Source organism: Pseudomonas delhiensis (genome assembly GCF_900187975.1).
GTDB classification, from domain to species: Bacteria; Pseudomonadota; Gammaproteobacteria; order Pseudomonadales; family Pseudomonadaceae; genus Pseudomonas; species Pseudomonas delhiensis.
On sequence record NZ_FZPC01000017.1, the window covers coordinates 25,049 to 49,265 of the forward strand.

At 67.2% G+C, this 24,217-nt stretch carries 20 protein-coding genes; 9 read left to right on the forward strand and 11 right to left on the reverse strand.

Annotated features, from left to right (window positions below; genetic code table 11):
* Positions 1–61: 61 nt before the first annotated feature.
* From dgcB to gbcA, 5 genes are all read right to left on the reverse strand, one after another.
* Positions 62–2,029, reverse strand: a complete 1,968-nt coding sequence (dgcB, locus tag CHC02_RS16205; RefSeq protein ID WP_089392490.1) for a dimethylglycine demethylation protein DgcB — start codon at positions 2,027–2,029, stop codon at positions 62–64.
* A gap of 111 nt (positions 2,030–2,140) precedes the next feature.
* Positions 2,141–4,201: a dimethylglycine demethylation protein DgcA gene (dgcA, locus tag CHC02_RS16210; RefSeq protein ID WP_089392491.1), complete on the reverse strand. Its 2,061-nt coding sequence runs from the start codon at positions 4,199–4,201 to the stop codon at positions 2,141–2,143.
* Positions 4,202–4,295: 94 nt separating this feature from the next.
* A complete protein-coding gene (locus tag CHC02_RS16215) occupies positions 4,296–4,826 on the reverse strand; it encodes a DUF5943 domain-containing protein (RefSeq protein ID WP_089392492.1) in 531 nt (176 codons plus the stop codon).
* Between the two features lie 105 nt (positions 4,827–4,931).
* Positions 4,932–5,909, reverse strand: a complete 978-nt coding sequence (locus tag CHC02_RS16220) for a dipeptidase (protein ID WP_089392493.1) — start codon at positions 5,907–5,909, stop codon at positions 4,932–4,934.
* A 546-nt stretch (positions 5,910–6,455) separates the two neighbouring features.
* The gene (gene gbcA, locus CHC02_RS16225; protein WP_089392494.1) at positions 6,456–7,745 is read right to left on the reverse strand and encodes a glycine-betaine demethylase subunit GbcA; all 1,290 of its coding nucleotides are present in this window, start codon (positions 7,743–7,745) and stop codon (positions 6,456–6,458) included.
* Between the two features lie 450 nt (positions 7,746–8,195).
* On the opposite strand from gbcA, the gene gbcB reads away from it, so the two are divergent.
* The 4 genes from gbcB (at position 8,196) to CHC02_RS16245 (ending at position 12,141) form a co-directional block, all read left to right on the forward strand.
* On the forward strand, positions 8,196–9,299 hold the full coding sequence (gene gbcB, locus CHC02_RS16230) for a glycine-betaine demethylase subunit GbcB (RefSeq protein ID WP_089392495.1): 1,104 nt from the start codon (positions 8,196–8,198) through the stop codon (positions 9,297–9,299).
* Positions 9,300–9,626: 327 nt separating this feature from the next.
* The gene (locus CHC02_RS16235; RefSeq protein WP_089392496.1) at positions 9,627–10,913 is read left to right on the forward strand and encodes an NAD(P)/FAD-dependent oxidoreductase; all 1,287 of its coding nucleotides are present in this window, start codon (positions 9,627–9,629) and stop codon (positions 10,911–10,913) included.
* A 60-nt stretch (positions 10,914–10,973) separates the two neighbouring features.
* Positions 10,974–11,756: an NYN domain-containing protein gene (locus tag CHC02_RS16240; RefSeq protein WP_089392497.1), complete on the forward strand. Its 783-nt coding sequence runs from the start codon at positions 10,974–10,976 to the stop codon at positions 11,754–11,756.
* Between the two features lie 64 nt (positions 11,757–11,820).
* Positions 11,821–12,141: a DUF2845 domain-containing protein gene (locus CHC02_RS16245; RefSeq protein WP_089392498.1), complete on the forward strand. Its 321-nt coding sequence runs from the start codon at positions 11,821–11,823 to the stop codon at positions 12,139–12,141.
* 51 nt (positions 12,142–12,192) lie between these two features.
* Here CHC02_RS16245 and CHC02_RS16250 read toward each other — a convergent pair whose 3' ends face one another.
* The 5 genes from CHC02_RS16250 to aptA all read right to left on the reverse strand — a co-directional run bounded on the left by CHC02_RS16250 (position 12,193) and on the right by aptA (position 17,401).
* Positions 12,193–13,497 (reverse strand): HipA domain-containing protein, encoded by a 1,305-nt coding sequence (locus CHC02_RS16250; protein WP_089392499.1) that lies wholly within the window; start codon positions 13,495–13,497, stop codon positions 12,193–12,195.
* A complete protein-coding gene (locus tag CHC02_RS16255; protein WP_089392500.1) occupies positions 13,497–13,784 on the reverse strand; it encodes a helix-turn-helix domain-containing protein in 288 nt (95 codons plus the stop codon). The genes CHC02_RS16250 and CHC02_RS16255 overlap by 1 nt, the downstream gene beginning before the upstream one ends.
* A gap of 302 nt (positions 13,785–14,086) precedes the next feature.
* The gene (locus tag CHC02_RS16260) at positions 14,087–15,583 is read right to left on the reverse strand and encodes a CoA-acylating methylmalonate-semialdehyde dehydrogenase (protein WP_089392501.1); all 1,497 of its coding nucleotides are present in this window, start codon (positions 15,581–15,583) and stop codon (positions 14,087–14,089) included.
* Positions 15,584–15,760: 177 nt separating this feature from the next.
* Entirely contained in the window at positions 15,761–16,054 is a 294-nt protein-coding gene (locus CHC02_RS16265) for a cupin domain-containing protein (protein WP_089392502.1), read from the reverse strand.
* Complete coding sequence (aptA, locus tag CHC02_RS16270) at positions 16,055–17,401, reverse strand: omega-aminotransferase AptA (protein WP_089392503.1); 1,347 nt, start codon at positions 17,399–17,401, stop codon at positions 16,055–16,057.
* A 137-nt stretch (positions 17,402–17,538) separates the two neighbouring features.
* Here aptA and CHC02_RS16275 point away from each other — a divergent pair, with 137 nt between their 5' ends.
* The 5 genes from CHC02_RS16275 (at position 17,539) to argE (ending at position 22,389) form a co-directional block, all read left to right on the forward strand.
* Entirely contained in the window at positions 17,539–18,459 is a 921-nt protein-coding gene (locus tag CHC02_RS16275; RefSeq protein ID WP_089392504.1) for a LysR family transcriptional regulator, read from the forward strand.
* Positions 18,460–18,674: 215 nt separating this feature from the next.
* A complete protein-coding gene (locus CHC02_RS16280) occupies positions 18,675–20,024 on the forward strand; it encodes a flavin-containing monooxygenase (RefSeq protein WP_089392505.1) in 1,350 nt (449 codons plus the stop codon).
* Positions 20,025–20,027: 3 nt separating this feature from the next.
* Positions 20,028–20,450, forward strand: a complete 423-nt coding sequence (locus CHC02_RS16285; RefSeq protein ID WP_089392506.1) for a RidA family protein — start codon at positions 20,028–20,030, stop codon at positions 20,448–20,450.
* A 10-nt stretch (positions 20,451–20,460) separates the two neighbouring features.
* Entirely contained in the window at positions 20,461–21,135 is a 675-nt protein-coding gene (locus CHC02_RS16290; protein ID WP_089392507.1) for a DUF1028 domain-containing protein, read from the forward strand.
* A gap of 102 nt (positions 21,136–21,237) precedes the next feature.
* Positions 21,238–22,389, forward strand: coding sequence for an acetylornithine deacetylase (gene argE / locus CHC02_RS16295; RefSeq protein WP_089392508.1), 1,152 nt, complete (start codon positions 21,238–21,240; stop codon positions 22,387–22,389).
* A gap of 368 nt (positions 22,390–22,757) precedes the next feature.
* On the opposite strand, the gene CHC02_RS16300 is transcribed toward argE, so the two are convergent.
* Positions 22,758–24,110, reverse strand: a complete 1,353-nt coding sequence (locus CHC02_RS16300; protein ID WP_089392509.1) for an 8-oxoguanine deaminase — start codon at positions 24,108–24,110, stop codon at positions 22,758–22,760.
* Between the last annotated feature and the right edge of the window lie 107 nt (positions 24,111–24,217).

The window sequence follows — 24,217 nt, forward strand, 5'->3', positions numbered from 1 at the left end:
AGGGAGAGGGCCTGCGGGCTCACAGCCAGCACAGGCCCCACAGTGAGGAACACCGCTCTCATCAATGCACCTCCACCACTTCTTCCCGCTTAACCGCCGCCGGCTTTTTTGCCGGAGCCTCCGCGCTCTCGACCAGCACCTCCGCCACCAGCTCGGCGATGTCCTTGATCTCCGGGCGCGGGGCGACCACGCCTTCGAGCATCGCGGTGCACTGCGGGCAGCCCACGGCCACCAGTTCGGCGCCGGTCTCCTTGATGTCGACCATGCGCATGTCCGGGATCCGCTGCTTGCCGGGGATGTCGGTGATGGGCGCGCCGCCGCCGCCGCCGCAGCAACGCGAGCGGAAGCCGGAGCGTTGCATCTCCTTCACCTCGATGCCGATGGCCTTGAGCACATTGCGTGGTGCTTCGTACTCGCCGTTGTAGCGGCCCAGGTAGCAGGGGTCGTGGTAGGTGACGCTGTCGGCCTTGCTCTGGCCGAGTTGCAGCGCGCCGCTCTTCACCAGTTCGTCGATGAAGGTGGTGTGGTGCAGCACTTCGTAGCTGCCGCCCAGGGCGCCGTATTCGTTCTTCAGCACGTGGAAGCTGTGCGGGTCGCAGCTGACGATGCGCTTGAAGCGGTACTGCGCCAGGGTGGCGATGTTGCGTTTGGCCAGGCTCTGGAAGGTCGCCTCGTCGCCCAGGCGGCGGGCCACGTCGCCGCTGTCGCGTTCTTCCAGGCCGAGCACGGCGAAGTCCACCCTGGCGGCCTTGAGGATCTTCACGAAGGCACGCAGGGTGCGCTGGTTGCGCATGTCGAAGGCGCCGTCGCCGACCCAGAACAGCACCTCGGCCTGCTTCTGCTCGCTCATCAGCGGCAGGTTCAGGTCGGCCGCCCAGTTCAGCCGGCCGCCGGGGGCGAAGCCGCCGGGGTTGTCGGTGGCGATCAGGTTCTCCAGCACCTCGGCGCCCTTGTTCGGGGTGGCGCCCTTCTCCAGGGTGAGGTGGCGGCGCATGTCGACGATGGCGTCGACGTGCTCGATCATCATCGGGCATTCCTCGACGCAGGCGCGGCAGGTGGTGCAGGACCACAGCGTCTCGGCGTCGACCAGGGCCTTGCCTTCCAGCGAGACGATGGGCTGGTGCGGGCCGCCGCTGTGTTCGCCCAGGGGTTTGCCGGGATAGGGGGAACCGGCGAACCTGGCGTCGTTGCCGCCGGCCAGGCCGATGACCATGTCCTGGATCAGCTTCTTCGGGTTCAGCGGCTGGCCGGCGGCGAAGGCCGGGCACATGGCCTCGCACTTGCCGCACTGCACGCAGGCGTCGAAGCCCAGCAGCTGGTTCCAGGTGAAGTCGGTGGGCTTTTCCACGCCCAGCGGGGCCATGGGGTCGCTCAGGTCCAGGGCCTTGAGGCCGGTGGAGCGGCCGCCGCCGAAGCGCTCGGCGCGGCGGTGCCAGGCCAGGTGCAGGGCGCCGGCGAAGGCGTGCTTCATCGGCCCGCCCCAGGTCATGCCGAAGAACAGCTCGGACACGCCCCAGGCCACGCCGATGGCGAGGATGGCCGCCAGGAACCAGCCGCCGAAACCTTCCGGAAGGATGCCGGCCACGGGCAGGGTGGCGATGAAGAAGCTCGCCGAGAACATCAGCAGGCTCTTCGGCAAGCGCATCCACGGGCCTTTCGACAGCCGCGAAGGCGGGTCGAGACGGCGCTTGGCGACGAACAGCGCGCCACCGAACATCAACGCCGTGGCCGCCAGCAGGGCGAAGCCGAGGATGCGGCTGTGCAAACCAAAGCCATGCACGACGATCGCCAACAGCGCCGCCAGGACGAAGCCGCCGGCGGTGGCCACGTGGGTCTTGGACATGTACTTGTCGCGCTCGACCACATGGTGCAAATCCACCAGGTAGCGGCGCGGCATGGCCAGCAGGCCGCCGAGCCAGTCGACCGGCGCGGGCCGCCCGCGACGCCACATGGCGAAGCGCTTCACGGCGCCGAATGCGGCCAGTGCCACGGCGGAGAAAAGGAGAACAGGAAGCAGTGTGCTCAACATGGATAACCACCTTGGCCGCAGCTGCAAGCGACAAGCCTCAAGCTGCAAGCAAGAGCCAAATCCCGCTCCGGCTCTTGCTTGCGGCCTACAGCTTGCAGCTTGGCGCTGCTCTTAGAAGTCCTTGCACAGCCGCAGCGCGTCGTAGATCGCCGCGTGGGTGTTGCGCTGGGCCACGCAGTCGCCGATGCGGAACAGCAGGTAGCCGTCGCCAGGCTCGGAAAGGCACGGTTGCGGCTTGATCGCGAACAGCGCCTCGACGTCGATCTGGCCCTTGTTGCGCGAGCCCTGCTTGAGCGCGTAGTACAGGCTCTCGTCCGGCCGCACGCCGTTCTCCACGACCACCTGGTCGACCACCCGCTCCTCTTTCGCGCCGGTGTATTCGTTCTCCAGCACGGCCACCAGCTTGTCGCCCTCGCGGTAGACCTTCTCCAGCATCAGGTCGCCGGTCATGATCACTTCCTTGGGGTACATGCTGCGGTAGTAGGTGGGGAAGGTGGTGCCGCCGATGGCCACGCCGGGCTTGATGTCGTCGGTGACGATCTCCACCAGCGCGCCCTTGTCGGCGAGGAAGTCGGCCACCGACATGCCGCTGAACTCGCAGATGGTGTCGTAGACCAGCACGTTCTTGCCGGGGGCGACCTTGCCGTCGAGGATGTCCCAGCTGCTCACCACCAGGCCCTCGGCGGCGCCCCAGTGCTCGTTCTGCTCGAGGAACGGGTGGCCGCCGTTGGCCAGCACCACGATGTCCGGGCGCAGGTCCATGATGGTGTCGGCATCGGCACCGGTGCCCAGGCGCAGGTCGATGCCCAGGCGCGCCAGCTCCAGTTGGTACCAGCGGGTGATGCCGGCGATCTGGTCGCGCTGCGGCGCCTTGGCGGCGGTGGTGATCTGCCCGCCGAGCTGGTCCTTCTTCTCGAACAGGGTCACGTCGTGGCCGCGCTCGGCCGCCACCCGCGCGGCCTCCATGCCGGCCGGGCCGCCGCCGACCACCACCACCTTGCGCTTCACGCCGGTGGTCTTCTCGATGATGTGCGGCACGCCCATGTATTCGCGGCTGGTGGCGGCGTTCTGGATGCACAGCACGTCCAGGCCCTGGTACTGGCGGTCGATGCAGTAGTTGGCGCCGACGCACTGCTTGATCTGGTCCACCTGGCCCATCTTGATCTTGGCGATCAGGTGCGGATCGGCGATGTGCGCGCGGGTCATGCCGACCATGTCCACGTAGCCGCCTTCGAGGATGCGCGTGGCCTGGTTCGGGTCCTTGATGTTCTGCGCGTGCAGCACCGGCACGTCGACCACTTCCTTGATGCCCGCCGCCAGGTGCAGGAAGGGCTCCGGCGGGTAGGTCATGTTGGGGATGACGTTGGCCAGGGTGTTGTGGGTGTCGCAGCCGGAGCCGACCACGCCGATGAAGTCGAGCATGCCGGTGTCGCTGTAGTACTTGGCGATCTGCTTCATGTCCTCGTGGGACAGGCCGTCGGGGTGGAACTCGTCGCCGCAGATGCGCATGCCCACGCAGAAGTCGTCGCCGACTTCCTTGCGCACCGCCTTGAGCACTTCCAGGCCGAACTTCATGCGGCCCTCGAAGGTGCCGCCCCATTCGTCGGTGCGCTTGTTGACCCGCGGGCTCCAGAACTGGTCGATCATGTGCTGGTGCACGGCGGACAGCTCGACGCCGTCCAGGCCACCTTCCTTGGCGCGACGGGCAGCCTGCGCGTAGTTGCCGATCACCCGCCAGATCTCTTCCGGCTCGATGGTCTTGCAGGTGGCGCGGTGCACCGGTTCGCGGATGCCCGAGGGCGACATCAGGGTCGGCCAGTTGAAGCCGTCCCAGCGCGAGCGGCGGCCCATGTGGGTAATCTGGATCATGATCTTGGCCCCATGCTTGTGCATGGCGTCGGCCAGGTTCTGGAAGTGCGGGATGATGCGGTCGGTGGACAGGTTCACCGAGCTCCACCATTCCTGCGGGCTGTCGATGGCCACCACCGAGGAACCGCCGCAGATGGCCAGGCCGATGCCGCCCTTGGCCTTCTCCTCGTAGTACTTCACGTAGCGCTCGGTGGTCATGCCGCCGTCGGTGGCGTAGACCTCGGCGTGGGCGGTGGAGAGCACGCGGTTGCGGATGGTCAGCTTGCCGATCTGGATCGGCTGGAACATTGCCTCGAAAGCCATTGCGGCATCCTCACGGAATCAGAGGTTCTTGTTGTCTGGCGGCCATGCGGGCCGCTTGTTCGCGAGCAAGCTCGCTCCTACGGGGAGCGCCAGGTCAGAGCGGCTTGACGATGAACAGGCCGTCGTCGTGGCCTTCTTCCGAGCCGCTGTAGACCTGCTCGGCCACGGTGCGGATGCTGCTGCCGCGGGCGGCGAGAATCTGGTCCATGGCGCCGGCGAACCAGCCGGTGAACATGTAGTCGACCTTGCGGTTGACCTTGCCGTACACGTACACGAAGGCGGAGTGCTTCAGGCGCACCTGGGCGGTGCCCTTGTCGAGGTCGATCTGCTCGATCTGGAACAGGCCCCAGCCACGCTGGGACAGGCGCTTCATGTAGTGCTCGAACACCGCCACGCCTTCGATGCCATGGCATTCGGCTTCCTTCTCGCACCAGTGCCAGGCGGACTTGTAGCCGGCCTTGTAGAGGATTTCGGCATAGCGCTCGGCGCCCAGCTCCTCCTCGATGCCCATGTGGTTGTTGACGAAGAAGTGCCGCGGCACGTAGAGCATCGGCAGGGCGTCGGTGGTCCAGACACCGGTTTCGCTGTCGACTTCGATGGGCAGTTCGGGGGCGTGTTTGGCCATGGCTCGGTTCTCGGAATCCGGTTGATGATCTTGGCCGGCGGGGCGCCGGCATGGTGGGTATCGCTGCGCTCCACCCACCCTACGAAGGAAGTCGGCGGCCCGGGCTCACTCGCCCCAGACGTCCGCCAGGACGCGCACCCAGTTCTCGCCCATGACCTTGCGCACCACGTGCTCGGGCATGCCGCGCCCCAGCAGCGTCTCGGTGAGGTTGGGGAACTCGCCCACGGTGCGGATGCCCAGCGGGTTGACGATCTTGCCGAAGTTGGTCAGGCGGCGGGCGTAACCCTTGTCGTGGGTCAGCCACTCGAAGAAGTCCTGGCCGTGGCCCTGGGTGAAGTCGGTGCCGATGCCGATGGCGTCCTCGCCGACGATGTTCATCACGTACTCGATGGCCTCGGCGTAGTCGTCGATGGTCGAGTCGATGCCCTTGGCGAGGAAGGGCGCGAACATGGTCACGCCGACGAAGCCGCCGTGGTCGGCGATGAACTTCAGCTCTTCGTCGGACTTGTTGCGCGGGTGCTCTTTCAGCCCGGAAGGCAGGCAGTGGGAGTAGCAGACCGGCTTCCTGGATTCGAGGATGACTTCCTCGGAAGTCTTGGAGCCGACGTGGGACAGGTCGCACATGACGCCGACGCGGTTCATCTCGGCGACGATCTCGCGGCCGAAGCCGGAGAGCCCGCCGTCACGCTCGTAGCAGCCGGTGCCGACCAGGTTCTGGGTGTTGTAGCACATCTGCACGATGCCCACGCCCAGCTGCTTGAACACCTCGACGTAGCCGATCTGGTCCTCGAACGCGTGGGCGTTCTGGAAGCCGTAGAGGATGCCGGTCTTGCCCAGCTCCTTGGCGCGGCGGATGTCGGCGGTGCTGCGGACCGGGATGACCAGGTCGCTGTTTTCGCGGATCAGCTTGTTGCTGGCGACTATGTTGTTCACCGTGGCCTGGAAGCCTTCCCACACGGACACGGTGCAGTTGGCGGCGGTCAGCCCGCCCTTGCGCATGTCCTCGAAGAGTTCGCGGTTCCACTTGGCGATGATCAGGCCATCGATGACGATGCTGTCGGCGTGAAGTTCGGCTGGGCTCATCTGGCGTCTCTCTATATCAGGCAAGGCTTGTCAGGCTTGGCGCGCCGGGACTTGTGCCGGCGCTTTGGGGGCAGCATATCCCCGGGTCGCGGGGCGGCCCGACTCGAAAACGACCAGGGTCGTACCGAAAGCGTCAAGGCGGCGACATGCGCGACGCCGAAGGCGTCGCGGACGGGTATATGGGTATGAGGGCGGCGGTTTAGAGAGCCTGGGGGAATGAGCGGGATGATCCCGGGCGCGCTTCGGGCTCGATCACGGAACACCTGTTTCCGGGCACTCCGGGCTCGACCGCGAAGCCAGGCATGAGTTGGGTGAAGCGGCGGATAACCGCGAACGGTTATTCGCCCTACGCCAGGGTTGGGCCGGGTGTAGGGCGCATAACGCCTACGGCGTTATCCGCCGTAACGATTCCGCCAACAAGCCACCAGGTTCCACACCATCAGCACGCCGACGACCACCGAACTGCCATAGAACAGCAGGCTATCCACGCTCTCCCCTCCGAAATGCAGGCGCCCCCAGTGAAGGGGGCGCCGGGTGGACCTGGGTTTACTCGTGGGCGACCAGCCGCGCGTGGGCGGACTCTTCGCCGAGGTTGTTGAGCATGCGCTCGCTGTACCAGTCGAGGAAGTTGATCACGCCGAACTCGTAGGTCTTCGAATACGGGCCCGGCTGGTAGGCGGTGGAGTTGATCCCGCGCTGGTTCTCCTCGGCCAGGCGGCGGTCCTGGTCGTTGGTGGCGTCCCACACCTCGCGCAGGCGCTGCACGTCGTAGTCCACGCCTTCCACCGCGTCCTTGTGCACCAGCCACTTGGTGGTGACGACGGTTTCCTGCGCGCTGATCGGCCACACGGTGAAGACGATCAGGTGGTCGCCCATGCAGTGGTTCCAGGAGTGCGGCAGGTGGAGGATGCGCATCGAGCCCAGATCGGGGTTCCTGATGCGGCCCATCAACTTCCTGCTGCCCGGTTTGCCGTCCATGGTCATGGACACGGTGCCGTCGAGCAGCGGCATGCGCACGATGCGGTTGCGCAGGCCGAAGCTGGCGTGGGCGTAGGGGATCTTCTCCTCGTCCCAGGCCTTGGTGCAGGCCGCCACCTGGTCCTTGAACGCCTGGCTGGCGCGCGGGTCGGTGACGTCGTCCCACTCCAGCAGGGTCTTCAGCAGCTCCGGGTGCGAGCCGTTGCAGTGGTAGCACTCGCGGTTGTTCTCGATCACCAGCTTCCAGTTGGCCGCTTCCCTGATGGTGGTCTGCACGGCGACCTTGGTGTTCTCCATGTCGTACGGCTCCATGTAGTGCTCGAGCGTACGCAGGAAGTCGTCGATGGCCGGCGGGTTCTCGGCCAGGGAGATGAAGATGTAGCCGCCGGCGGTCTTCACGTTCACGGGCTTGAGGCTGTAGTCCTTCATGTCGAAGTCGGCGCCCATCTCGGTGCCGGCGAACAGCAGGCGGCCGTCCAGCTCGTAGGTCCACTGGTGGTAGGGGCAGACTAGCTTGGCCACCTTGCCCTTGTCGCTCACGCACAGGCGCGAGCCGCGGTGGCGGCAGACGTTGTGGAAGGCGTGGATCTTGCCTTCGGCGCCGCGCAGCACGATGACCGGGTTGTCGCCGACCTGCACGGTGAGGAAGTTGCCCTTGGCGGGGATCTCGCAGGTCATGCCGGCGATCAGCCATTCCTTCTGGAAGATCTCCTGCATGTCGAGCCTGAACAGGCGCTCGTCGTTGTAGAACGGCTGCGGCAGGGAGAAGGAATGGTCACGGGTACGCAGCATTTCGGCGGTGGCCTTGCGGGCCTGTTCCAGCGGATCGCCCAGACTCAGGGTGGTGGTGACGTCCATCGGTTGGTCCTCATGCCCCGCCGGGAGGCGGCGGTGGCGAAATTGGGTGGCTGATAACGGTTCTACGCTACGCAAGGTGGCTTTCACGGCCTTCGGCACTGCGGTGGCTCCGCAATCCCGCCCTGCCGATGGACGGGGCCCGCGGCGGCGGGCGTGAAGGTCAGACGCTCTACTGGATTACCTTCGTCTCGGCTGGAAGGCAGTGTGCGTCCGGGCCCTGCGGGTGCCTTATCCATGGGCGACACGACCGCATCCGTTTCCGACGCGGTAGCCCGCGCCCCAGGCGGCAGGTCGCGATAAGCATGCAAATGTCGCTGGCAGGTAAATGGGGGGCACGGCGCGTGCGCACAATCGGCCCCATCAGGCATGCCGGAAAGGCCGGGGCGAGCGTCCCCCGCCCGGCGCTGCCCCATTCGGCCGGGAAACGGCCTGCGTGCGCGGAGAGACATCATGTCGACCAGCAACTTCCTCAATCCGGTGAACACCCAGACCTGGACCAACGGCCGCCACCTGGTGCGCTGCGTCAAGGCCATCCAGGAGACCTGGGACGTACGCACCTTCTGCTTCATGGCCGACCAGCCGATCCTGTTCTTCTTCAAGCCCGGGCAGTTCGTCACCCTGGAGCTGGAGATCGACGGCCAGCCGATCATGCGCTCCTACACCATCTCCAGCTCGCCCTCGGTGCCCTACAGCTTCTCCATCACCATCAAGCGGGTACCCGGCGGCAAGGTCTCCAACTGGCTGCACGACAACCTCAAGGAAGGCGACGTCGTCCCGGTGCACGGCCCGGTGGGCAACTTCAACGCCATCGACTTCCCCACCGACAAGGCGCTGTTCCTCTCCGGCGGCGTCGGCATCACCCCGGTGATGTCCATGGCGCGCTGGTTCTTCGACACCAACGGCGCGGTGGACATGGTCTTCGTGCACAGCGCGCGCACGCCGAAAGACATCATCTACCACCGCGAGCTGGACCACATGGCCTCGCGCATCGCCAACTTCAAGGTCCACCTGATCTGCGAGAAGTACGAGATGGGCGAGGCCTGGGCCGGCTACCGCGGCTTCCTGAACAAGGCCATGCTGCAGCTGATAGCGCCGGACTTCCTCGAACGCGAGGTGTTCTGCTGCGGCCCCACGCCCTACATGCACGCGATCAAGCGCCTGCTCGAAGCCGAAGGCTACGACATGTCCCGCTACCACGAGGAAGCCTTCGGCCCGACCCCGCCGGAAGTCCGCGCCGACGTGAAGGAACTGGCCGCCGAAGCCGCCGAGGCCCCGGAAATTCCCGCCGCCGACCTGCACAACGTGGAGTTCTGCGAAACCGGCAAGAGCATCCGCGTGGCCCCCGGCGAAACCGTCCACGCCGCCGCCGCCAAGCTCGGCCTGCACATCCCCAAGGCCTGCGGCATGGGCATCTGCGGCACCTGCAAGGTGATGAAGCGCTCCGGCGAGGTGGACATGGAACACAACGGCGGCATCACCGACGAGGACGTGGCCGAGGGCTACATCCTGTCGTGCTGCAGCGTGCCGAAGGGGGATGTGGTGATCGAGTATTGAGCTCTCTCGGATAGGCCTCGGAGCGATAGTTCGACCCCGCTCCCTCTCCCTAACCCTCTCCCTGAAGGGAGAGGGGACCGTTCGGAGCGCTTGGATGCTCTGGAGTCAGCCGGCAACTCCGTCGGTTTCCGGCTGAAACCATCACTTCTCCCGGCACGGACTAGCCCCCTCTCCCTTCAGGGCGGGGCGCGCAGCCGAGGGCTGGGGAGAGGGCGCTCTACCCCCAAGCACCAGTCCCCCAAGGAATCCCAACCCGAAGATTTTTCAATTGCCCTCCCCGGCCCAAAGGCTAAACACTCGTTCAACAGCTCAAGGGACGAGTCCGCCATGCCCAGCTTCACCCAGACCTACTACGAAGCCACCTCCGAGAAACCGGCCTTCCCCGCGCAAACGGGCCGCCTAGACACCCGCGTGTGCATCCTCGGCGGCGGCCTGGCCGGGCTCAACACCGCCCTGGGCCTGGCCGAACGCGGCATCGCCGACGTGGCGCTGCTGGAATCGCACTACGTCGGCCACGGCGCCTCGGGGCGCAACGGCGGCTTCGTCTTCGGCGGCTACAGCCTGGGCAACGCCGACCTGCTCGCCACCCTCGGCGCCGAGGAAGCCCGCCGGCTCTACCACCTGACCCTCGAAGCGGTCGACCTGATCCGCCAGCGCGCGCGCCGCTACGGCATCGACTGCGACCTGGTGGACGAAGGCGTGATCCTCGCCAACTGGTTCAACGACCCGGCCCGCCTGGAAAAGCCCCGGCGCCTGATGAAGGAAGCCTACGGCGTGGACTGGGAGCCGATCTCCGCCGGCGCGCTCAGGGAACAGCTCAAGACCGAGCGCTACTTCGGCGGCCTGCTGGAACGCAACGCCTTCCACTTCCACCCGTTGAAATACGTGCGCGGCGTGGCCCGCACCGCGGCGGGAATGGGCGTGCGCATCCACGAAGACTCGCCGGTCCTGGGCATCGAGAAGCGCGACGGGCGCTTCGTGGTGCGCACCGCCAGCGGCGAAGTGCACGCCGAACAGGTGGTGTTCTGCGGTGGCGGCTACGCCCGCGGCGTGTACCGCCCCATCGAGCGCGCGGTGCTGCCCATCGCCACCTACGTCATCGCCACAGAGCCCCTGGGCGAGCGCCTGAAGGACGCCATCGCCAGCCAGGCCGCGGTCTACGACACCCGCTTCGCCTTCGACTACTACCGCCCGCTGGCCGACACCCGCATCCTCTGGGGCGGGCGCATCTCCATCCTCGACCGCGGCCCGGCCGCCATCGCCGCCCTGCTCAGGCGCGACCTGACGCTGGTTTATCCACAGCTGGAAGACGTGAAGGTCGAGTACTCCTGGGGCGGCCTGATGAGCTACGGCCGCCACCAGATGGCGCAGATCGGCCAGGACGAAGCCGGCATCTGGCACGCCATCGGCTTCGGCGGCCACGGCATGGCGCCGACCACCGTGGCCGGCGAAGTGCTCGCCGACGCCATCAGCGGCGCCAGGGCGGTGCCGGCCGGCTTTGCCCGCTTCGGCCTGACGTGCGCCTTCGGCCTGGCCGGCCTGCTCGCCGCTCAGGCCACCTACACCGCCTACGAGGCCCGCGACGCCCTCGACAGCCGCCGTCTCAACGGCTAGCGCTGGTGCCCGGCGCGCTACCGGTCTAAGGTCGTTGCAAGCCTTCAGACCGGAGTACCCATGGCGACCAAGACCACCCCCAACCGCCAGCAGACGCACCTGGCCGTACTGATCGACGCCGACAACGCCCCCGCCGCCATCGTCGAGGGCCTGTTCGAGGAGATCGCCAAGTACGGCGTGGCCAGCGTCAAGCGCATCTACGGCGACTGGACCCAGCCGCAGCTGGGCAAGTGGAAGCAGGTGCTGCTCGACCACTCCATCCAGCCGATCCAGCAGTTCGCCTACACCAAGGGCAAGAACGCCACCGACAGCGCGCTGATCATCGACGCCATGGACCTGCTCTACACCCGCCGCTTCGACGGCTTCTGCCTGGTCTCCAGCGACAGCGACTTCACCCGCCTGGCCGCCCGCCTGCGCGAGGAAGGCCTGATGGTCTACGGCTTCGGCGAAAGCAAGACACCGGACCCCTTCGTACGCGCCTGTGACAAATTCATCTACACCGAGATCCTCCGCGCCGACCCGGTGACCCCGGCGGAACCGGCGGAAACCGGCCAGCCCCAGGAGCCCAAGGCGCCAGCCGCCAAGCCCAAGCCCCAGCGGGTGCCGCTGGACTTCATCGCCAAGGTGCTCGACGACATCGCCGACGACGAGGAAGACTGGGTGCAGCTGGGTGCCCTCGGCCAGAACATCAGCAAGCTGCGCCCGGCCTTCGACCCGCGGCTGTACGGCTTCAAGAAACTCAGCGACCTGATCAAGGGCCACCCCAAGCGCTTCGAACTGCAGGCCCGGGGCGGCAGCAACAGCGGCGGCAAGGACCTGTACGCGCGCAACGTGCGCAAGTGAGCCGCGTCAAAGGCACGGGATAGAGCGAACCGGTATGCTGGGCCGGTCATCCAGGAGGAAAACCATGACCGCCCTACCCCGCAACCTCTTTGCCGCCCTGCTGCTCGGCCTGGCCCTGTGCGCCAGCGCCCAGGCCTCGACGCTGCGCTGCGGCACGCAGCTGATCAGCGAAGGCGACAAGATGGACGCGGTGCTGGAGAAATGCGGCGCGCCGGCCCAGCGCGAGGTGATCCCACCCACCCCGCCCCGCCGCGGTCCGGACGGCAAGTTCATCCCCGGCGGCCCGACCCTCGAAGTCTGGACCTACCCTCCACAGAACGGCGCCACGCGGGTACTGCGCTTCCGCGAAGGCATCCTGACGCAGATCGATACCGAGTTCCGCTGATCCCTGCTGCTTTCCGCTCTTCGTAGGAGCGAGCTTGCTCGCGAACCGCCTTCAACCACCCAGCCGCGTAGCCATCTCACCCATAACGATGGCCACCAACGCCCGCAGCAGTCGAACCTCGCCAGCCAGCGTGGCACGCAATTCCGGCCGAACGGCCGATAACGCCAGATTCTCCTGCTCGACCTCCGCAAGCAGCGCCTGTGCCTGCTCCCGCACTGCCCTGGTGAGCCTTGCCACATGCTCGCGCGCCGTAGCCGGCTTGATGCCCATGGCCTCACCGGCTGCCACCAGCAGCGCCCCATCGATCTCCTGTAGACGCTCGGTACCCAGAATCGGCCAGGCCATAGCGGCCTGCTGCGGCCAACGCTCCTGCTCGAATGCCCGAGTCCCGTATACAGCCGTGCAGAGCAGATCGTAGAAAGGAGCAAGGTTGAAACCCCGGCGCGTGACCAGCAGGCTCAAGTTCTTCAGGTGCGCATCCTCGTTGCCCACCAGCACATTGAACACCAGCCAGCGGAACAGGCTCAGGCGCGCCCTCACCGAAGGCCGGCTATCGCTGGCGATCTCGCGCAGGCGCTCGATGCTGCCCTGGTTGTACTTGAAGGCACGGTCCAGGCCGAGCAACTGGCAGGCATCGATGCAATGCAGGCGCTCCCAGCCGCCCCCGACCTGGCGGCGGTCGAAACGCTGCACCAGGTACACCGGCTGCGGCACATAGCGCCGATGCACGGTGGGCACCTCCAGCCCGACACGCGCGGCCAAGGTCATCACGAACCACTCGTTGATCACCGAATGAGCCCATGCCGGGTCCGGGTGGTCGGGCTTGAGGATGTGCGTCGAGGGAGTGCTGCCGATGGGTTCGAACAAGTCGCTGCCATCGAATACGACAGCCACCTTGTGCTGCGCCCCAGCCAGCGACATGCGCTTGGCCGCGCGCTCGGCCAGCGGCACCTGGGGCATCTGCTGGATGCGCCGGGATAGCTCCGTATCGGGCAATGCGCGTAGTTCGCCGGGCGCCGGCAGTTGCCCCGGTGGCAGCAAGGTGAGCGAACCCGCCGACTCGGCGCCGAAGTGCCCCAGCAGGCCGAAAGCATCCGCCTCCGCCAAGCGCGCCGCTCCCGCCAACAGGCGTCGCTGGCCCTCCTCCGGCAGCAGATTGTCGAAGTACCACTGCACCGGACGCTGGCTTGCGCCATCCACATGGGGCTCGCTGCGAAGCGGCAGCCCCGGACACAACGGATAGGCCTCGGGCGCATCCAGCCACTCGCGGGAATAGGCGAACGCCCAGGCGCCGTTGTTCTCCTCCAGGCTGCCGACGCGGGTCTGGTTGATCCAGGCATCCAGTTGCCGAACCATCAGCCCTCCTTGCCGTCTTCAGCCTTGTGGATAAGCCGTTGCAGCTGTTGCCGGGTCGGCTCCGCGTACTCCTCCGGCACCTCGATGGAGACTTGCAGGCCAAACTCCTGCAGGACCTGGAACAGTTTGCCCCACTGCACGCGTTCGGCACCGCGCTCGACCTTGCCGAGGAAGTTCTCGCTCACACCGATGCTGCCGGCGGCATCGTCCTGGCGCAGGTTCATGGCCTTGCGGCTGGCGCGTACCAGCAGGCCGAGGGTGGCAGGTGAGTCGATATCGACTTTCATGAATAATCCTCATGACTGTGAGGATTTCGTGCCGACCAGCACAAAAAACAACTAAATCCTCACGATTGCGAGGATTCTAGACCCTAACGACGGATGTTCAATTAAATCCGCATGAGCGTGAGGATTATGTGCGCTGGCTTAGAGCTGTTCGCGAGCAAGCTCGCTCCTACACGTACATCGGAAATATCGCCATGTCCCAGCCCAAGGGCGTGGCTATTCACCGATTGATGGGTATCGCTTCATGCCTGGCAAAACGAAAAAGGCCGGTCTCTCGACCGGCCTTTCCCTTACCTCACGCCACCTCAGCTATTGCTGGGGAAAGCGAACTGCGCCGCCTCGTGGCTCTTGCGCTGCGGCCAGCGCTGGGTGATGGCCTTGCGCTTGGTGTAGAAGCGCACGCCGTCCGGGCCGTAGGCGTGGAGGTCGCCGAACAGCGAGCGCTTCCAGCCGCCGAAGCTGTGGTAGGCCACCGGGACCGGCAGCGGGACGTTGACGCCGACCATGCCCACTTCGATCTCGTCGCAGAACAGGCGGGCGGCTTCGCCGTCGCGGGTGAAGATGCAGGTGCCGTTGCCGTATTCGTGGTCGTTGATCAGCTGCATGGCTTCTTCCAGGCTGTTCACGCGGACGATGCACAGGACCGGGCCGAAGATTTCTTCCTTGTAGATGGTCATTTCCGGGGTCACGCGGTCGAACAGGGTGCCGCCGAGGAAGAAGCCGTTCTCATGGCCGGCGACCTTGTAGCCGCGGCCGTCGACGACCAGCTCGGCGCCCTGCTCTACGCCGCTGTCGATGTAACCGGTGACCTTGTCGCGTGCCGCGCCGGTGACCAGCGGGCCCATGTCCAGGCCGCAGGAGGTGCCGGCGCCGATCTTCAGGCCCTTGACCTGCGGGACGATCTTCTGCACCAGGGCGTCGGCGATCTGGTCGCCCACGCACACGGCCACCGAGATGGCCATGCAGCGCTCGCCGCAGGAGCCGTAGGCGGCGCCCATCAGCGCGCTGACGGCGTTGTCCAGGTCGGCGTCGGGCATCAGCACGGCGTGGTTCTTGGCGCCGCCCAGGGCCTGCACGCGCTTGCCGCGCTTGGTGCCTTCGCTGTAGATGTACTCGGCGATCGGGGTCGAGCCGACGAAGCTCAGGGCCTTGACTTCCGGGGCCTCGATCAGCGCGTCCACCGCGCCCTTGTCGCCGTGCACCACGTTCAGCACGCCTTTGGGCAGGCCGGCTTCCTGGAACAGTTCGGCGATCAGCAGGGTGGAGCTGGGGTCGCGCTCGGACGGCTTGAGGATGAAGGTGTTGCCGCAGGCGATGGCCAGCGGGTACATCCACAGCGGCACCATGGCCGGGAAGTTGAACGGGGTGATGCCGGCGACCACGCCGATGGGCTGGAAGTCGCTCCAGGCGTCGATGTTCGGGCCGACGTTGCGGCTGTACTCGCCCTTGAGGATTTCCGGGGCGGCGGTGGCGTACTCGACGTTCTCGATGCCGCGCTTCAGCTCGCCGGCGGCGTCTTCGAGGGTCTTGCCGTGTTCTTCGCTGATCAGTTTGACGATGCGCTCTTCGTTGGCTTCGAGCAGTTGCTTGAAGCGGAACAGCACCTGGGCGCGCTTGGCCGGCGGGGTGTTGCGCCAGGCCGGGAAGGCGGCCTTGGCGGCGTCGATGGCCTGCTGCACGGTCTCGCGGCTGGCCAGCGGGACCTTGTGGATGGCTTCACCGGTGGACGGGTTGTAGACGTCGGCGGTGCGGCCGGTGTCGGCGATCAGCTCGCCGCCGATCAGGTGCTTGATGGTGGTCATCGTCTTGTCTCTTCTCGCTGAAAGTGTGGGATATCGGGCCTCGAAGAGCCCCTCTCCCCAGCCCTCTCCCTGAAGGGAGAGGGGGCTTGTTCGGTGTGTTGGGTGGGCCGCGGAGCCCGCCGGGGACTGCACTCTAAGGCGAGTCTCCCGGCGCTGCCTACGCGCGGGCCCGCGTGCTCAACGCTGCTTGAGCTCGATCTCGATGAAGGCCACTTCGTGGTCGCAGGGGTTGATCACGTTGTGCTCGGTGCCGATCTGGCGGGTGTAGCTCTGGCCCAGGACCAGCGGCGCGCGCCGCTCGCCCTCGGGGGTTTCCAGCAGCAGCTCGCCGCCGGTCACCGGGACCACCACGTACTCCATGCCGTGGCGGTGCCAGCCGGTCTCGGCCCCGGGGGCGAAGCGCCACTCGGTGACCAGGACCTTGTCGTTGTCGATCTGCACCGTCGGGACGGCCTTGGGACGCTCGCTCACTTAGGCCACCCCGTTCAGGGCTTCGCCGACCGCGTCGAACAGGCGGTCGAGGTCTTCGGGCTTGGCGTTGAAGGTCGGGCCGAACTGCAGGGTGTCGCCGCCGAAGCGCACGTAGAAGCCTTCCTTCCACAGCTTCATGCTGGTCTCGAACGGGCGCACGATGGCGTCGCCGTCGCGGGCGGCGATCTGGATGGCGCCGGCCAGGCCGCAGTTGCGGATGTCGATGACGTTCTTCGCGCCCTTGATGCCGTGCAGGGCCTTCTCGAAGTGCGGCGCCAGCTCGGCGGACTGCTGGATCAGGTTTTCCTTCTGCAGCAGGTCCAGCGCGGCGATGCCGGCGGCGCAGGCGACCGGGTGGGCGGAGTAGGTGTAGCCGTGGCCGAATTCCACCGCGTATTCCGGCAGGTTCTGGCCCATGAAGGTGTCGTAGATCTCGCTGCTGGCGATGACCGCGCCCATGGGCACGGCGCCGTTGGTGACCTGCTTGGCGACGTTCATGATGTCCGGGGTCACGCCGAAGTATTCGGCGCCGGTGGCCTTGCCCATGCGGCCGAAGGCGGTGATGACTTCGTCGAAGATCAGCAGGATGTTGTTGGCGTCGCAGATTTCGCGCAGGCGCTGCAGGTAACCCTTCGGCGGCACGATCACGCCGGCGGAACCGGACATCGGCTCGACGATCACGGCGGCGATGTTGGAAGCGTCGTGCAGTTCGATCAGCTTCAGCAGTTCGTTGGCCAGCTCGACGCCGCCGGTCTCGGCCGCGCCCCTGGTGAAGGCCATGCCCGGCTGCAGGGTGTGCGGCAGGTGGTCGACGTCCATCAGCGGGCCGAACATCTTGCGGTTGCCGCCGATGCCGCCCAGGGCGGTGCCGGCGACGTTCACGCCGTGGTAGCCACGGGCGCGGCCGATCAGCTTGGTCTTCTGTGCCTGGCCCTTGATGCGCCAGTAGGCGCGGGCCATCTTGATCGAGGTGTCGGCGCACTCGGAACCCGAGCCTGTGAAGAACACGTGGTTGAGGTTGCCGGGGGTGAGGTTGGCGATCTTCTCGGCCAGCTGGAAGGACAGCGGGTGGCCGTACTGGAAGCCCGGGGAGTAGTCGAGGGTGGTCAGCTGCCTGGCCACCGCGTCGGCGATTTCCTTGCGCGAGTGACCGGCGCCGCAGGTCCACAGGCCGGACAGGCTGTCGTAGACGCGACGGCCCTTGTCGTCCACCAGGTAGCTGCCTTCGGCGGCGACGATGATGCGCGGGTCCTTGTGGAAGTTGCGGTTGGCGCTGAAGGGCATCCAGTGGGCCTTCAGGTTCAGGTCGGCGGCGGCCGACGGCGCTACGTTCACTTGCTGGTTCATGGAGCTCGTCCTCGACGACTGTCTTGTTGGGCGCGCAGGCCGCGTCACGCCTGCTGCGATGGCTCAAGATTGGGCCTGACTAAACGTGAGTTAAAGCCTATTCTTCTCACGTTCAGTTTCGGTTCGGTAAAACTAAAATGGCAAAATCCCGCAGCCCGTCCTTGGGCCAGGTCAGCGACTTCGAAATCCGCCTGCTGCGCATCTTCAAGACCATAGTCGAGTGCGGCAGCTTTTCCGCCGCGGAAAGCACCCTGGGCATCAGCCGCTCGGCCATCAGCCTGCACATGGGCGACCTGGAGAAGCGCCTGGGCATGCGCCTGTGCCAGCGCGGCCGGGCCGGCTTCGCGCTGACCGACGAGGGCCGCGAGGTGTACCGCGCCACCCAGTCGCTGCTGGCGGCGCTGGAGGGCTTCCGCGCCGAGGTCAACGAGCTGCACCAGCACCTGCGCGGCGAGCTGAACATCGGCATCATCAACAACCTGGTGACCCTGCCGCAGATGCGCATCACCCACGCCCTGCGCGCGCTCAAGGCGAGCGGGCCGGGGGTGCGCATCAACATCGGCATGACCACGCCCAACGAAATCGAGCTGGGCGTGCTCGACGGCCGCCTGCACGTCGGCGTGGTGCCGCTCATCAGCCCGCTGTCGGGGCTGGAGTACTCGCCGCTGTACGACGAGCGGTCGCTGCTGTTCTGCAGCCGCGAGCACCCGCTGTTCGAACGCGAGGACGCGGGCATCACGGTGGCGGAAATCCACGCCTGCGCCGCGGTGGCGCCCAGCTACCGCATCCCCGCCGAGGCCCAGGAGCGCCACCAGGAACTGACCGCCAGCGCCAACGCCTCGGACCGCGAGGGCATGGCCTTCCTGATCCTCACCGGCAGCTACATCGGCTACCTGCCCGACCACTACGCCGCCGACTGGGTGGCCCAGGGCCGCATGCGCGCGCTGCGCCCGGAACGCTTCCACTACGACATCCCGCTGACGGTGGTGACGCGCAAGGGGCGGCGGCCGAACCTGGTGCTGGAGCGGTTCCTGGAGGCGGTGGCGGAGAGCCGGTAGGAAATTTCGCCCACACACCTCTGCCAAACCTGTACTCCGCCCCCCTCCCCGCCACCCCCGCGCGGCCCATGGCTCGCGGGCCCACAGTTTTTCCCTAGCCTGCGACTACAAAAATCATAATTTCGCAAATCCCCGGCGCTGAACAGAATGCGGCCAACACGCGGTGGACAGCCGTGACCGCAGAACAACAACGATCAGAGTCCGAGGAATCACCCATGGCCGACCTGAATCAGACCGCCTTCGGCAAGCCCGCCGGCAAGACGCTCGATGGCATTGAAACCGATACCCTCGTGGTGGGCGCCGGCCAGGCCGGCGTGGCCATGAGCGAGCACCTGACCGCCCAGGGCGTGCCGCACATCGTGCTGGAGAAGAGCCGCATCGCCGAAGCCTGGCGCACCGGCCGCTGGGATTCGCTGGTGGCCAACGGCCCGGCCTGGCACGACCGCTTCCCGAACATGGAGTTTTCGGTCGGCCCGGACGAGTTCCCGCACAAGGAGCAGGTGGCGGACTACTTCGTCGCCTACGCCAAGCAGTTCGACGCGCCCATCCGCACCGGCGTGGAAGTGAAGAAGGTGACCCGCAACCAGGGCCGCCCCGGCTTCACCGTGGAGACCTCCGAGGGCACCCTCCAGGCCCTGCGCATCGTCTCCGCCACCGGCCCGTTCCAGCGCCCGGTGATCCCGGCCATCGCGCCGAAGGACGAACGCATCCAGCAGATCCACTCGGCCCACTACTTCAACCCGCAGCAGCTGCCCGAAGGCGCCGTGCTGGTGGTGGGCGCAGGCTCCTCCGGCGTGCAGATCGCCGACGAGCTGAACCGCGCCGGCAAGCGCGTGTTCCTCTCGGTGGGCGCCCATGACCGCCCGCCGCGCAGCTACCGCAACCGCGACTTCGTCTGGTGGCTGGGCGTGCTCGGCCTGTGGGACGCCGAGGAAGTGCAGCCGGGCCGCGAGCACGTGACCATCGCCGTGAGCGGCGCCCGTGGCGGCGAGACCATCGACTTCCGCCGCCTGGCCAACGAGGGCATCACCCTGGTCGGCCTGACCAAGGCCTTCGAAGGCGGCAAGGTGAGCTTCCAGGACGACCTGGTGAAGAACCTGGAGGCCGGCGACCGGAACTACCTCGACCTGCTGGACGCCGCCGACGCCTACATCGAGCGCAATGGCCTGGACCTGCCGGAAGAGCCGGAAGCCCGCAAGGTCTTCCCGGACGCCGAGTGCATCCGCAACCCGATCCTCGAACTGGACCTGGCCGCCGCCGGCATCACCTCGATCATCTGGGCCACCGGCTACGCCGTGAACTTCGACTGGCTGCAGGTGGACGCCTTCGACGAGAAGGGCAAGCCCAAACACCAGCGTGGCGTGTCCCGCGAGCCGGGCGTGTACTTCGTCGGCCTGCCGTGGCTGTCGCGCCGCGGTTCCTCGTTCATCTGGGGCGTGTGGCACGACGCCAAGCACGTCGCCGGGCACATCGCCACGCAACGCAAGTACGTCGAATACCAGGATGCCTCGCAGCGCGAGGCCTCCATCGAATCGCAAGGCAAAAAAGCCGCTTCCTGGGAGTAAGTGATGCCTACCCACACCCGCATCCGCATGTTCAACACCAAGGACACCTACCCGAACCAGTCCCTGGACAACGACCTCTGCCAGGCCGTGCGCGCCGGCAACACCGTGTACGTGCGCGGCCAGGTCGGTACCGATTTCGAGGGCAACCTGGTGGGCCTAGGCGACCCCCGCGCCCAGGCCGAGCAGGCGATGAAGAACGTCAAGCAGCTGCTGGAAGAGGCCGGCAGCGACCTGTCGCACATCGTCAAGACCACCACCTACCTCATCGACCCGCGCTACCGCGAGCCGGTCTACCAGGAGGTCGGCAAGTGGCTCAAGGGCGTGTTCCCGATCTCCACCGGCCTGGTGGTCTCGGCCCTGGGCCAGCCGCAGTGGCTGATGGAGATCGACGTGATCGCGGTGATCCCGGACGACTGGAACCAATAAGGAGCGGCCCATGACCTTCTCCATCGTCGGCCGCTGCGCCGAGACCGGCCAGCTGGGCATCGCCATCAGCTCCTCGAGCATCGCCGTCGGCGCGCGCTGCCCCTGGGTACGCGCCGGCGTCGGCGCGGTGGCCACCCAGAACGTCACCCTGCCGGCCCTCGGCCCGCAGATCCTCGACCGCCTGGAAGCGGGCCTGGCGCCCGCCGCGGCGCTGGACCAGGCGCTGTCCAGCAACGGCTACGGCCAGTACCGCCAGGTCACGGTCATCGACCAGCACGGCCAGGTGGCGCTGTTCACCGGCAGCGAGGCGCTGGGCGTGAACCACGCGGTGGCCGGCGAGAACTGCGTGGCAGCGGGCAACCTGCTGTCGTCCACCGCGGTGATCGAGGCCATGACCAAGGCCTTCGAGGCGACCGACGGCTGCCTGGCCGAGCGCCTGCTGGCGGCGATGCAGGCGGCCATGGCCGCCGGCGGCGAAGCCGGGCCGGTGCACTCGGCGGCGCTGAAGGTGGTGGGCGACCTGGTCTGGCCGGTGGTCGACCTGCGCGTGGACTGGGCCGACGAGGCGCCCATCGACGCGCTGGAGCAACTCTGGGTAGCCTACAAGCCGCAGATGCAGGACTACATCACCCGCGCGCTGGACCCGACCAAGGCGCCGAGCTACGGCGTGCCCGGCGACGAGTGAACATACCCTGTAGGAGCGAGCTTGCTCGCGAACCCGCCCCGCAGCGAGGGTTGGTTCGCGAGCAAGCTCGCTCCTACGTTTAAAAGAATGCAGGAGCCGAACATGCCCAGCAGCCGTGACATCCTCGCCAGGCTGGTCGCCTTCGACACCGTCAGCCGCCATTCCAACCTGGCGCTCATCAAGTACGTCCAGGACTACCTGGGCGACCTGGGCGTGGAGAGCGAGCTGTTCTTCGACGAAGCCGGCGGCAAGGCCAACCTGTACGCCACCCTCGGCCCGCGCGAGCGCGGCGGCGTGTGCCTGTCCGGGCACACCGACGTGGTGCCGGTGGACGGCCAGCCCTGGACCGTCCCGCCCTTCGAGCTGACCGAGAAGGACGGCCGCCTGTACGGCCGCGGCACCGCCGACATGAAGGGCTACATCGCCTGCGTGCTGGCCGCCGTGCCGGCCTTCCTCGCCCAGCCCCTGCGCCTGCCGCTGCACCTGGCCTTCTCCTACGACGAGGAGGTCGGCTGCCTGGGCGTGCGCTCGTTGCTGGCGGACCTTGCGCGCCGCGAGCACAAGCCCATCGCCTGCATCATCGGCGAGCCCACCGAGCTCAAGCCGGTGCTCGGCCACAAGGGCAAGCTGGCCATGCGCTGCCAGGTGCACGGCGCGGCCTGCCACTCGGCCTACGCCCCGCAGGGGGTGAACGCCATCGAATACGCGGCGAAGCTGATCAACCGCCTGGGCGAGATCGGCACCCGCCTGGCGGCGCCGGAGCGCCACGACCCGCGCTTCGACCCGCCCTACTCCACCGTGCAGACCGGCGTGATCAACGGCGGCCGCGCGCTGAACATAGTCCCGGCCGAATGCCAGTTCGACTTCGAGGTGCGCGCCCTGCCCAGCGACGACCCGCAGCAGGTCGCCGAGCAACTGCGCGACTACGCCGAGACCGAGCTGCTGCCGAAGATGCGCGCGGTGAAGCAGGAGGCGGACATCCGCTTCAGCGAGCTGTCGGCCTACCCGGCGCTGGCCACCGCCCCGCACAGCGAGGCGGCGCAGCTGCTGGCGCGGCTGAGCGGCTCCGACGAGTTCTCCACGGTCGCCTACGGCACCGAGGGCGGGCTGTTCGACCAGGCCGGCATTCCCACCGTGGTCTGCGGGCCGGGGAGCATGGACCAGGGGCACAAGCCGGATGAGTTCGTGAGCGTGGAGCAGTTGGCGGCTTGCGATGCGATGCTGGGGCGGTTGGTGGAATGGATGAGGGTCTGACGGTTAGGTCGGTGGTGTGCTTGAGAGCGTCCTCTCCCTAACCCTCGGCTGCGCGCCCCGCCCTGAAGGGAGAGGGGACCGTTGGGCAGATGCGGATGTATAGGAGTTAGCCGGCTTGTACCGAGTATCCGGCTGACACCAGATCCCCTCTCGGCACGGACTAGCCCCCTCTCCCTTCAGGGAGAGGGCTGGGGAGAGGGAGCAGAGCCCAGCCACACACCGAAGTCACCAGTAAGCCCCGTTCGCGAGCAAGCTCGCTCCTACGAAGAGCACCCGGCGCTGCCCCATGCCCATCGCAGGCCCCACCTGTAGGAGCGCGCCCTGCGCGCGATTCGCGGGCAGGGCCCGCTCGAAAAGCCCTCCGGCACTCAGCCGATCAGCTTGCGCGCCGCCTGCGTATGCGCGGCGATCAGCCCCTTGAGGTCCAGCCCCTCCACCTCGCCGTCCACCACCCGCCAGCTGCCGCCGACCATCACCCGGTCGGCCTTGTCCGCGCCGCACAGCAGCAGGGCCGAGAGCGGGTCGTGGCTGCCGGAGAAGCGCAGCTCGTCGAGCCTGAACAGCGCAAGGTCGGCCTGTTTGCCCGGCGCCAGCTCGCCGATGTCGCCGCGGCCCAGCAGTTTCGCCGAGCCCCTGGTGGCCCAGCCCAGGGCGCGTTCCGGGGTGATGGCTTCGGCGCCGTAGCGCAGGCGCTGGATGTACAGGGCCTGGCGGGCTTCGAGGATCATGTTGGAGGCGTCGTTGGAGGCCGAGCCGTCCACGCCGATGCCCACCGGCGCGCCGGCCGCTTCCAGGGCCACGGTGGGGCAGATGCCCGAGGCCAGGCGCATGTTCGAGCTGGGGCAGTGGCAGATGCCGGTGCCGGCCTGGCCCAGGCGGGCGATTTCCTCGTCGTTGAAGTGGATGCCGTGGGCCAGCCAGGTGCGCGGGCCGAGCCAGCCGACGCTGTCCAGGTAGTCCACGGTGCGCTGGCCGAAGCGCTGCAGGCAGAAGTCCTCCTCGTCGAGGGTCTCGGCCAGGTGGGTATGCAGGCGCACGTCGTGGCGTTCGGCCAGGTCGGCGCTGGCGCGCATGATTTCCGGGGTCACCGAGAACGGCGAGCAAGGCGCCAGGGCGATCTGCACCTGGGCGCCGTCGCCGCGCTGGTGATAGTCGCGGATCAGCCGCTCGCTGTCGTCGAGGATGTCTTCGGCGCGCTGCACCGTCTGCTGCGGCGGCAAGCCGCCATCGGCCTCGCCCAGGCTCATGGAGCCGCGGGTGAGCATGGCGCGCATGCCCAGCTCGGTGACCACCCCAGCCTGCACGTCGATGGCCTGCTCCAGGCCGTCGGGGAACAGGTAGTGGTGGTCGGCGGCGGTGGTGCAGCCGGACAGCAGCAGCTCGGCCAGGGCCACCTTGGTGGCCAGCGCCAACTGGTCGGGGGTCAGCCGCGCCCACACCGGGTAGAGCGTCTTCAGCCAGGGGAACAGCGGCTGGTTGACCACCGGCGCCCAGGCGCGGGTGAGGGTCTGGTAGAAGTGGTGGTGGGTATTGATCAGGCCCGGCAGCAGCACGTGCTGGCTGGCGTCGAACACCTGCTCGCAGGGCTGCGAGGGCTGCTGGCCGGCGGCGATCAGTTCGAGGATGCGACCGTCCTGCACGACCAGGCCGCCACGGGCGTCGAGGCCGTTGGCGGTGAAGATGGCGAGGGGGTTGCGCAGCCACAGGCGGGGGGATGACATGGGTGAATCCTCCGGGTTGCGGAGCCGCCGCCCGAGGCGAGCCGGCTCCCGGTTGTTCGGGAAGCCAGCTCAGTGTTCACCCTGTCTGCTGATCCAGGTGCACCTGA

What these genes read in the sequence shown, in the direction of transcription:
- dgcB (WP_089392490.1), bottom strand. Translation starts at nt 2,029, where the DNA reads ATGTTGAGCACACTGCTTCCTGTTCTCCTTTTCTCCGCCGTGGCACTG.
- dgcA (WP_089392491.1), bottom strand. Translation starts at nt 4,201, where the DNA reads ATGGCTTTCGAGGCAATGTTCCAGCCGATCCAGATCGGCAAGCTGACC.
- CHC02_RS16215 (WP_089392492.1), bottom strand. Translation starts at nt 4,826, where the DNA reads ATGGCCAAACACGCCCCCGAACTGCCCATCGAAGTCGACAGCGAAACC.
- CHC02_RS16220 (WP_089392493.1), bottom strand. Translation starts at nt 5,909, where the DNA reads ATGAGCCCAGCCGAACTTCACGCCGACAGCATCGTCATCGATGGCCTG.
- gbcA (WP_089392494.1), bottom strand. Translation starts at nt 7,745, where the DNA reads ATGGACGTCACCACCACCCTGAGTCTGGGCGATCCGCTGGAACAGGCC.
- gbcB (WP_089392495.1), top strand. Translation starts at nt 8,196, where the DNA reads ATGTCGACCAGCAACTTCCTCAATCCGGTGAACACCCAGACCTGGACC.
- CHC02_RS16235 (WP_089392496.1), top strand. Translation starts at nt 9,627, where the DNA reads ATGCCCAGCTTCACCCAGACCTACTACGAAGCCACCTCCGAGAAACCG.
- CHC02_RS16240 (WP_089392497.1), top strand. Translation starts at nt 10,974, where the DNA reads ATGGCGACCAAGACCACCCCCAACCGCCAGCAGACGCACCTGGCCGTA.
- CHC02_RS16245 (WP_089392498.1), top strand. Translation starts at nt 11,821, where the DNA reads ATGACCGCCCTACCCCGCAACCTCTTTGCCGCCCTGCTGCTCGGCCTG.
- CHC02_RS16250 (WP_089392499.1), bottom strand. Translation starts at nt 13,497, where the DNA reads ATGGTTCGGCAACTGGATGCCTGGATCAACCAGACCCGCGTCGGCAGC.
- CHC02_RS16255 (WP_089392500.1), bottom strand. Translation starts at nt 13,784, where the DNA reads ATGAAAGTCGATATCGACTCACCTGCCACCCTCGGCCTGCTGGTACGC.
- CHC02_RS16260 (WP_089392501.1), bottom strand. Translation starts at nt 15,583, where the DNA reads ATGACCACCATCAAGCACCTGATCGGCGGCGAGCTGATCGCCGACACC.
- aptA (WP_089392503.1), bottom strand. Translation starts at nt 17,401, where the DNA reads ATGAACCAGCAAGTGAACGTAGCGCCGTCGGCCGCCGCCGACCTGAAC.
- CHC02_RS16275 (WP_089392504.1), top strand. Translation starts at nt 17,539, where the DNA reads ATGGCAAAATCCCGCAGCCCGTCCTTGGGCCAGGTCAGCGACTTCGAA.
- CHC02_RS16280 (WP_089392505.1), top strand. Translation starts at nt 18,675, where the DNA reads ATGGCCGACCTGAATCAGACCGCCTTCGGCAAGCCCGCCGGCAAGACG.
- CHC02_RS16285 (WP_089392506.1), top strand. Translation starts at nt 20,028, where the DNA reads ATGCCTACCCACACCCGCATCCGCATGTTCAACACCAAGGACACCTAC.
- CHC02_RS16290 (WP_089392507.1), top strand. Translation starts at nt 20,461, where the DNA reads ATGACCTTCTCCATCGTCGGCCGCTGCGCCGAGACCGGCCAGCTGGGC.
- argE (WP_089392508.1), top strand. Translation starts at nt 21,238, where the DNA reads ATGCCCAGCAGCCGTGACATCCTCGCCAGGCTGGTCGCCTTCGACACC.
- CHC02_RS16300 (WP_089392509.1), bottom strand. Translation starts at nt 24,110, where the DNA reads ATGTCATCCCCCCGCCTGTGGCTGCGCAACCCCCTCGCCATCTTCACC.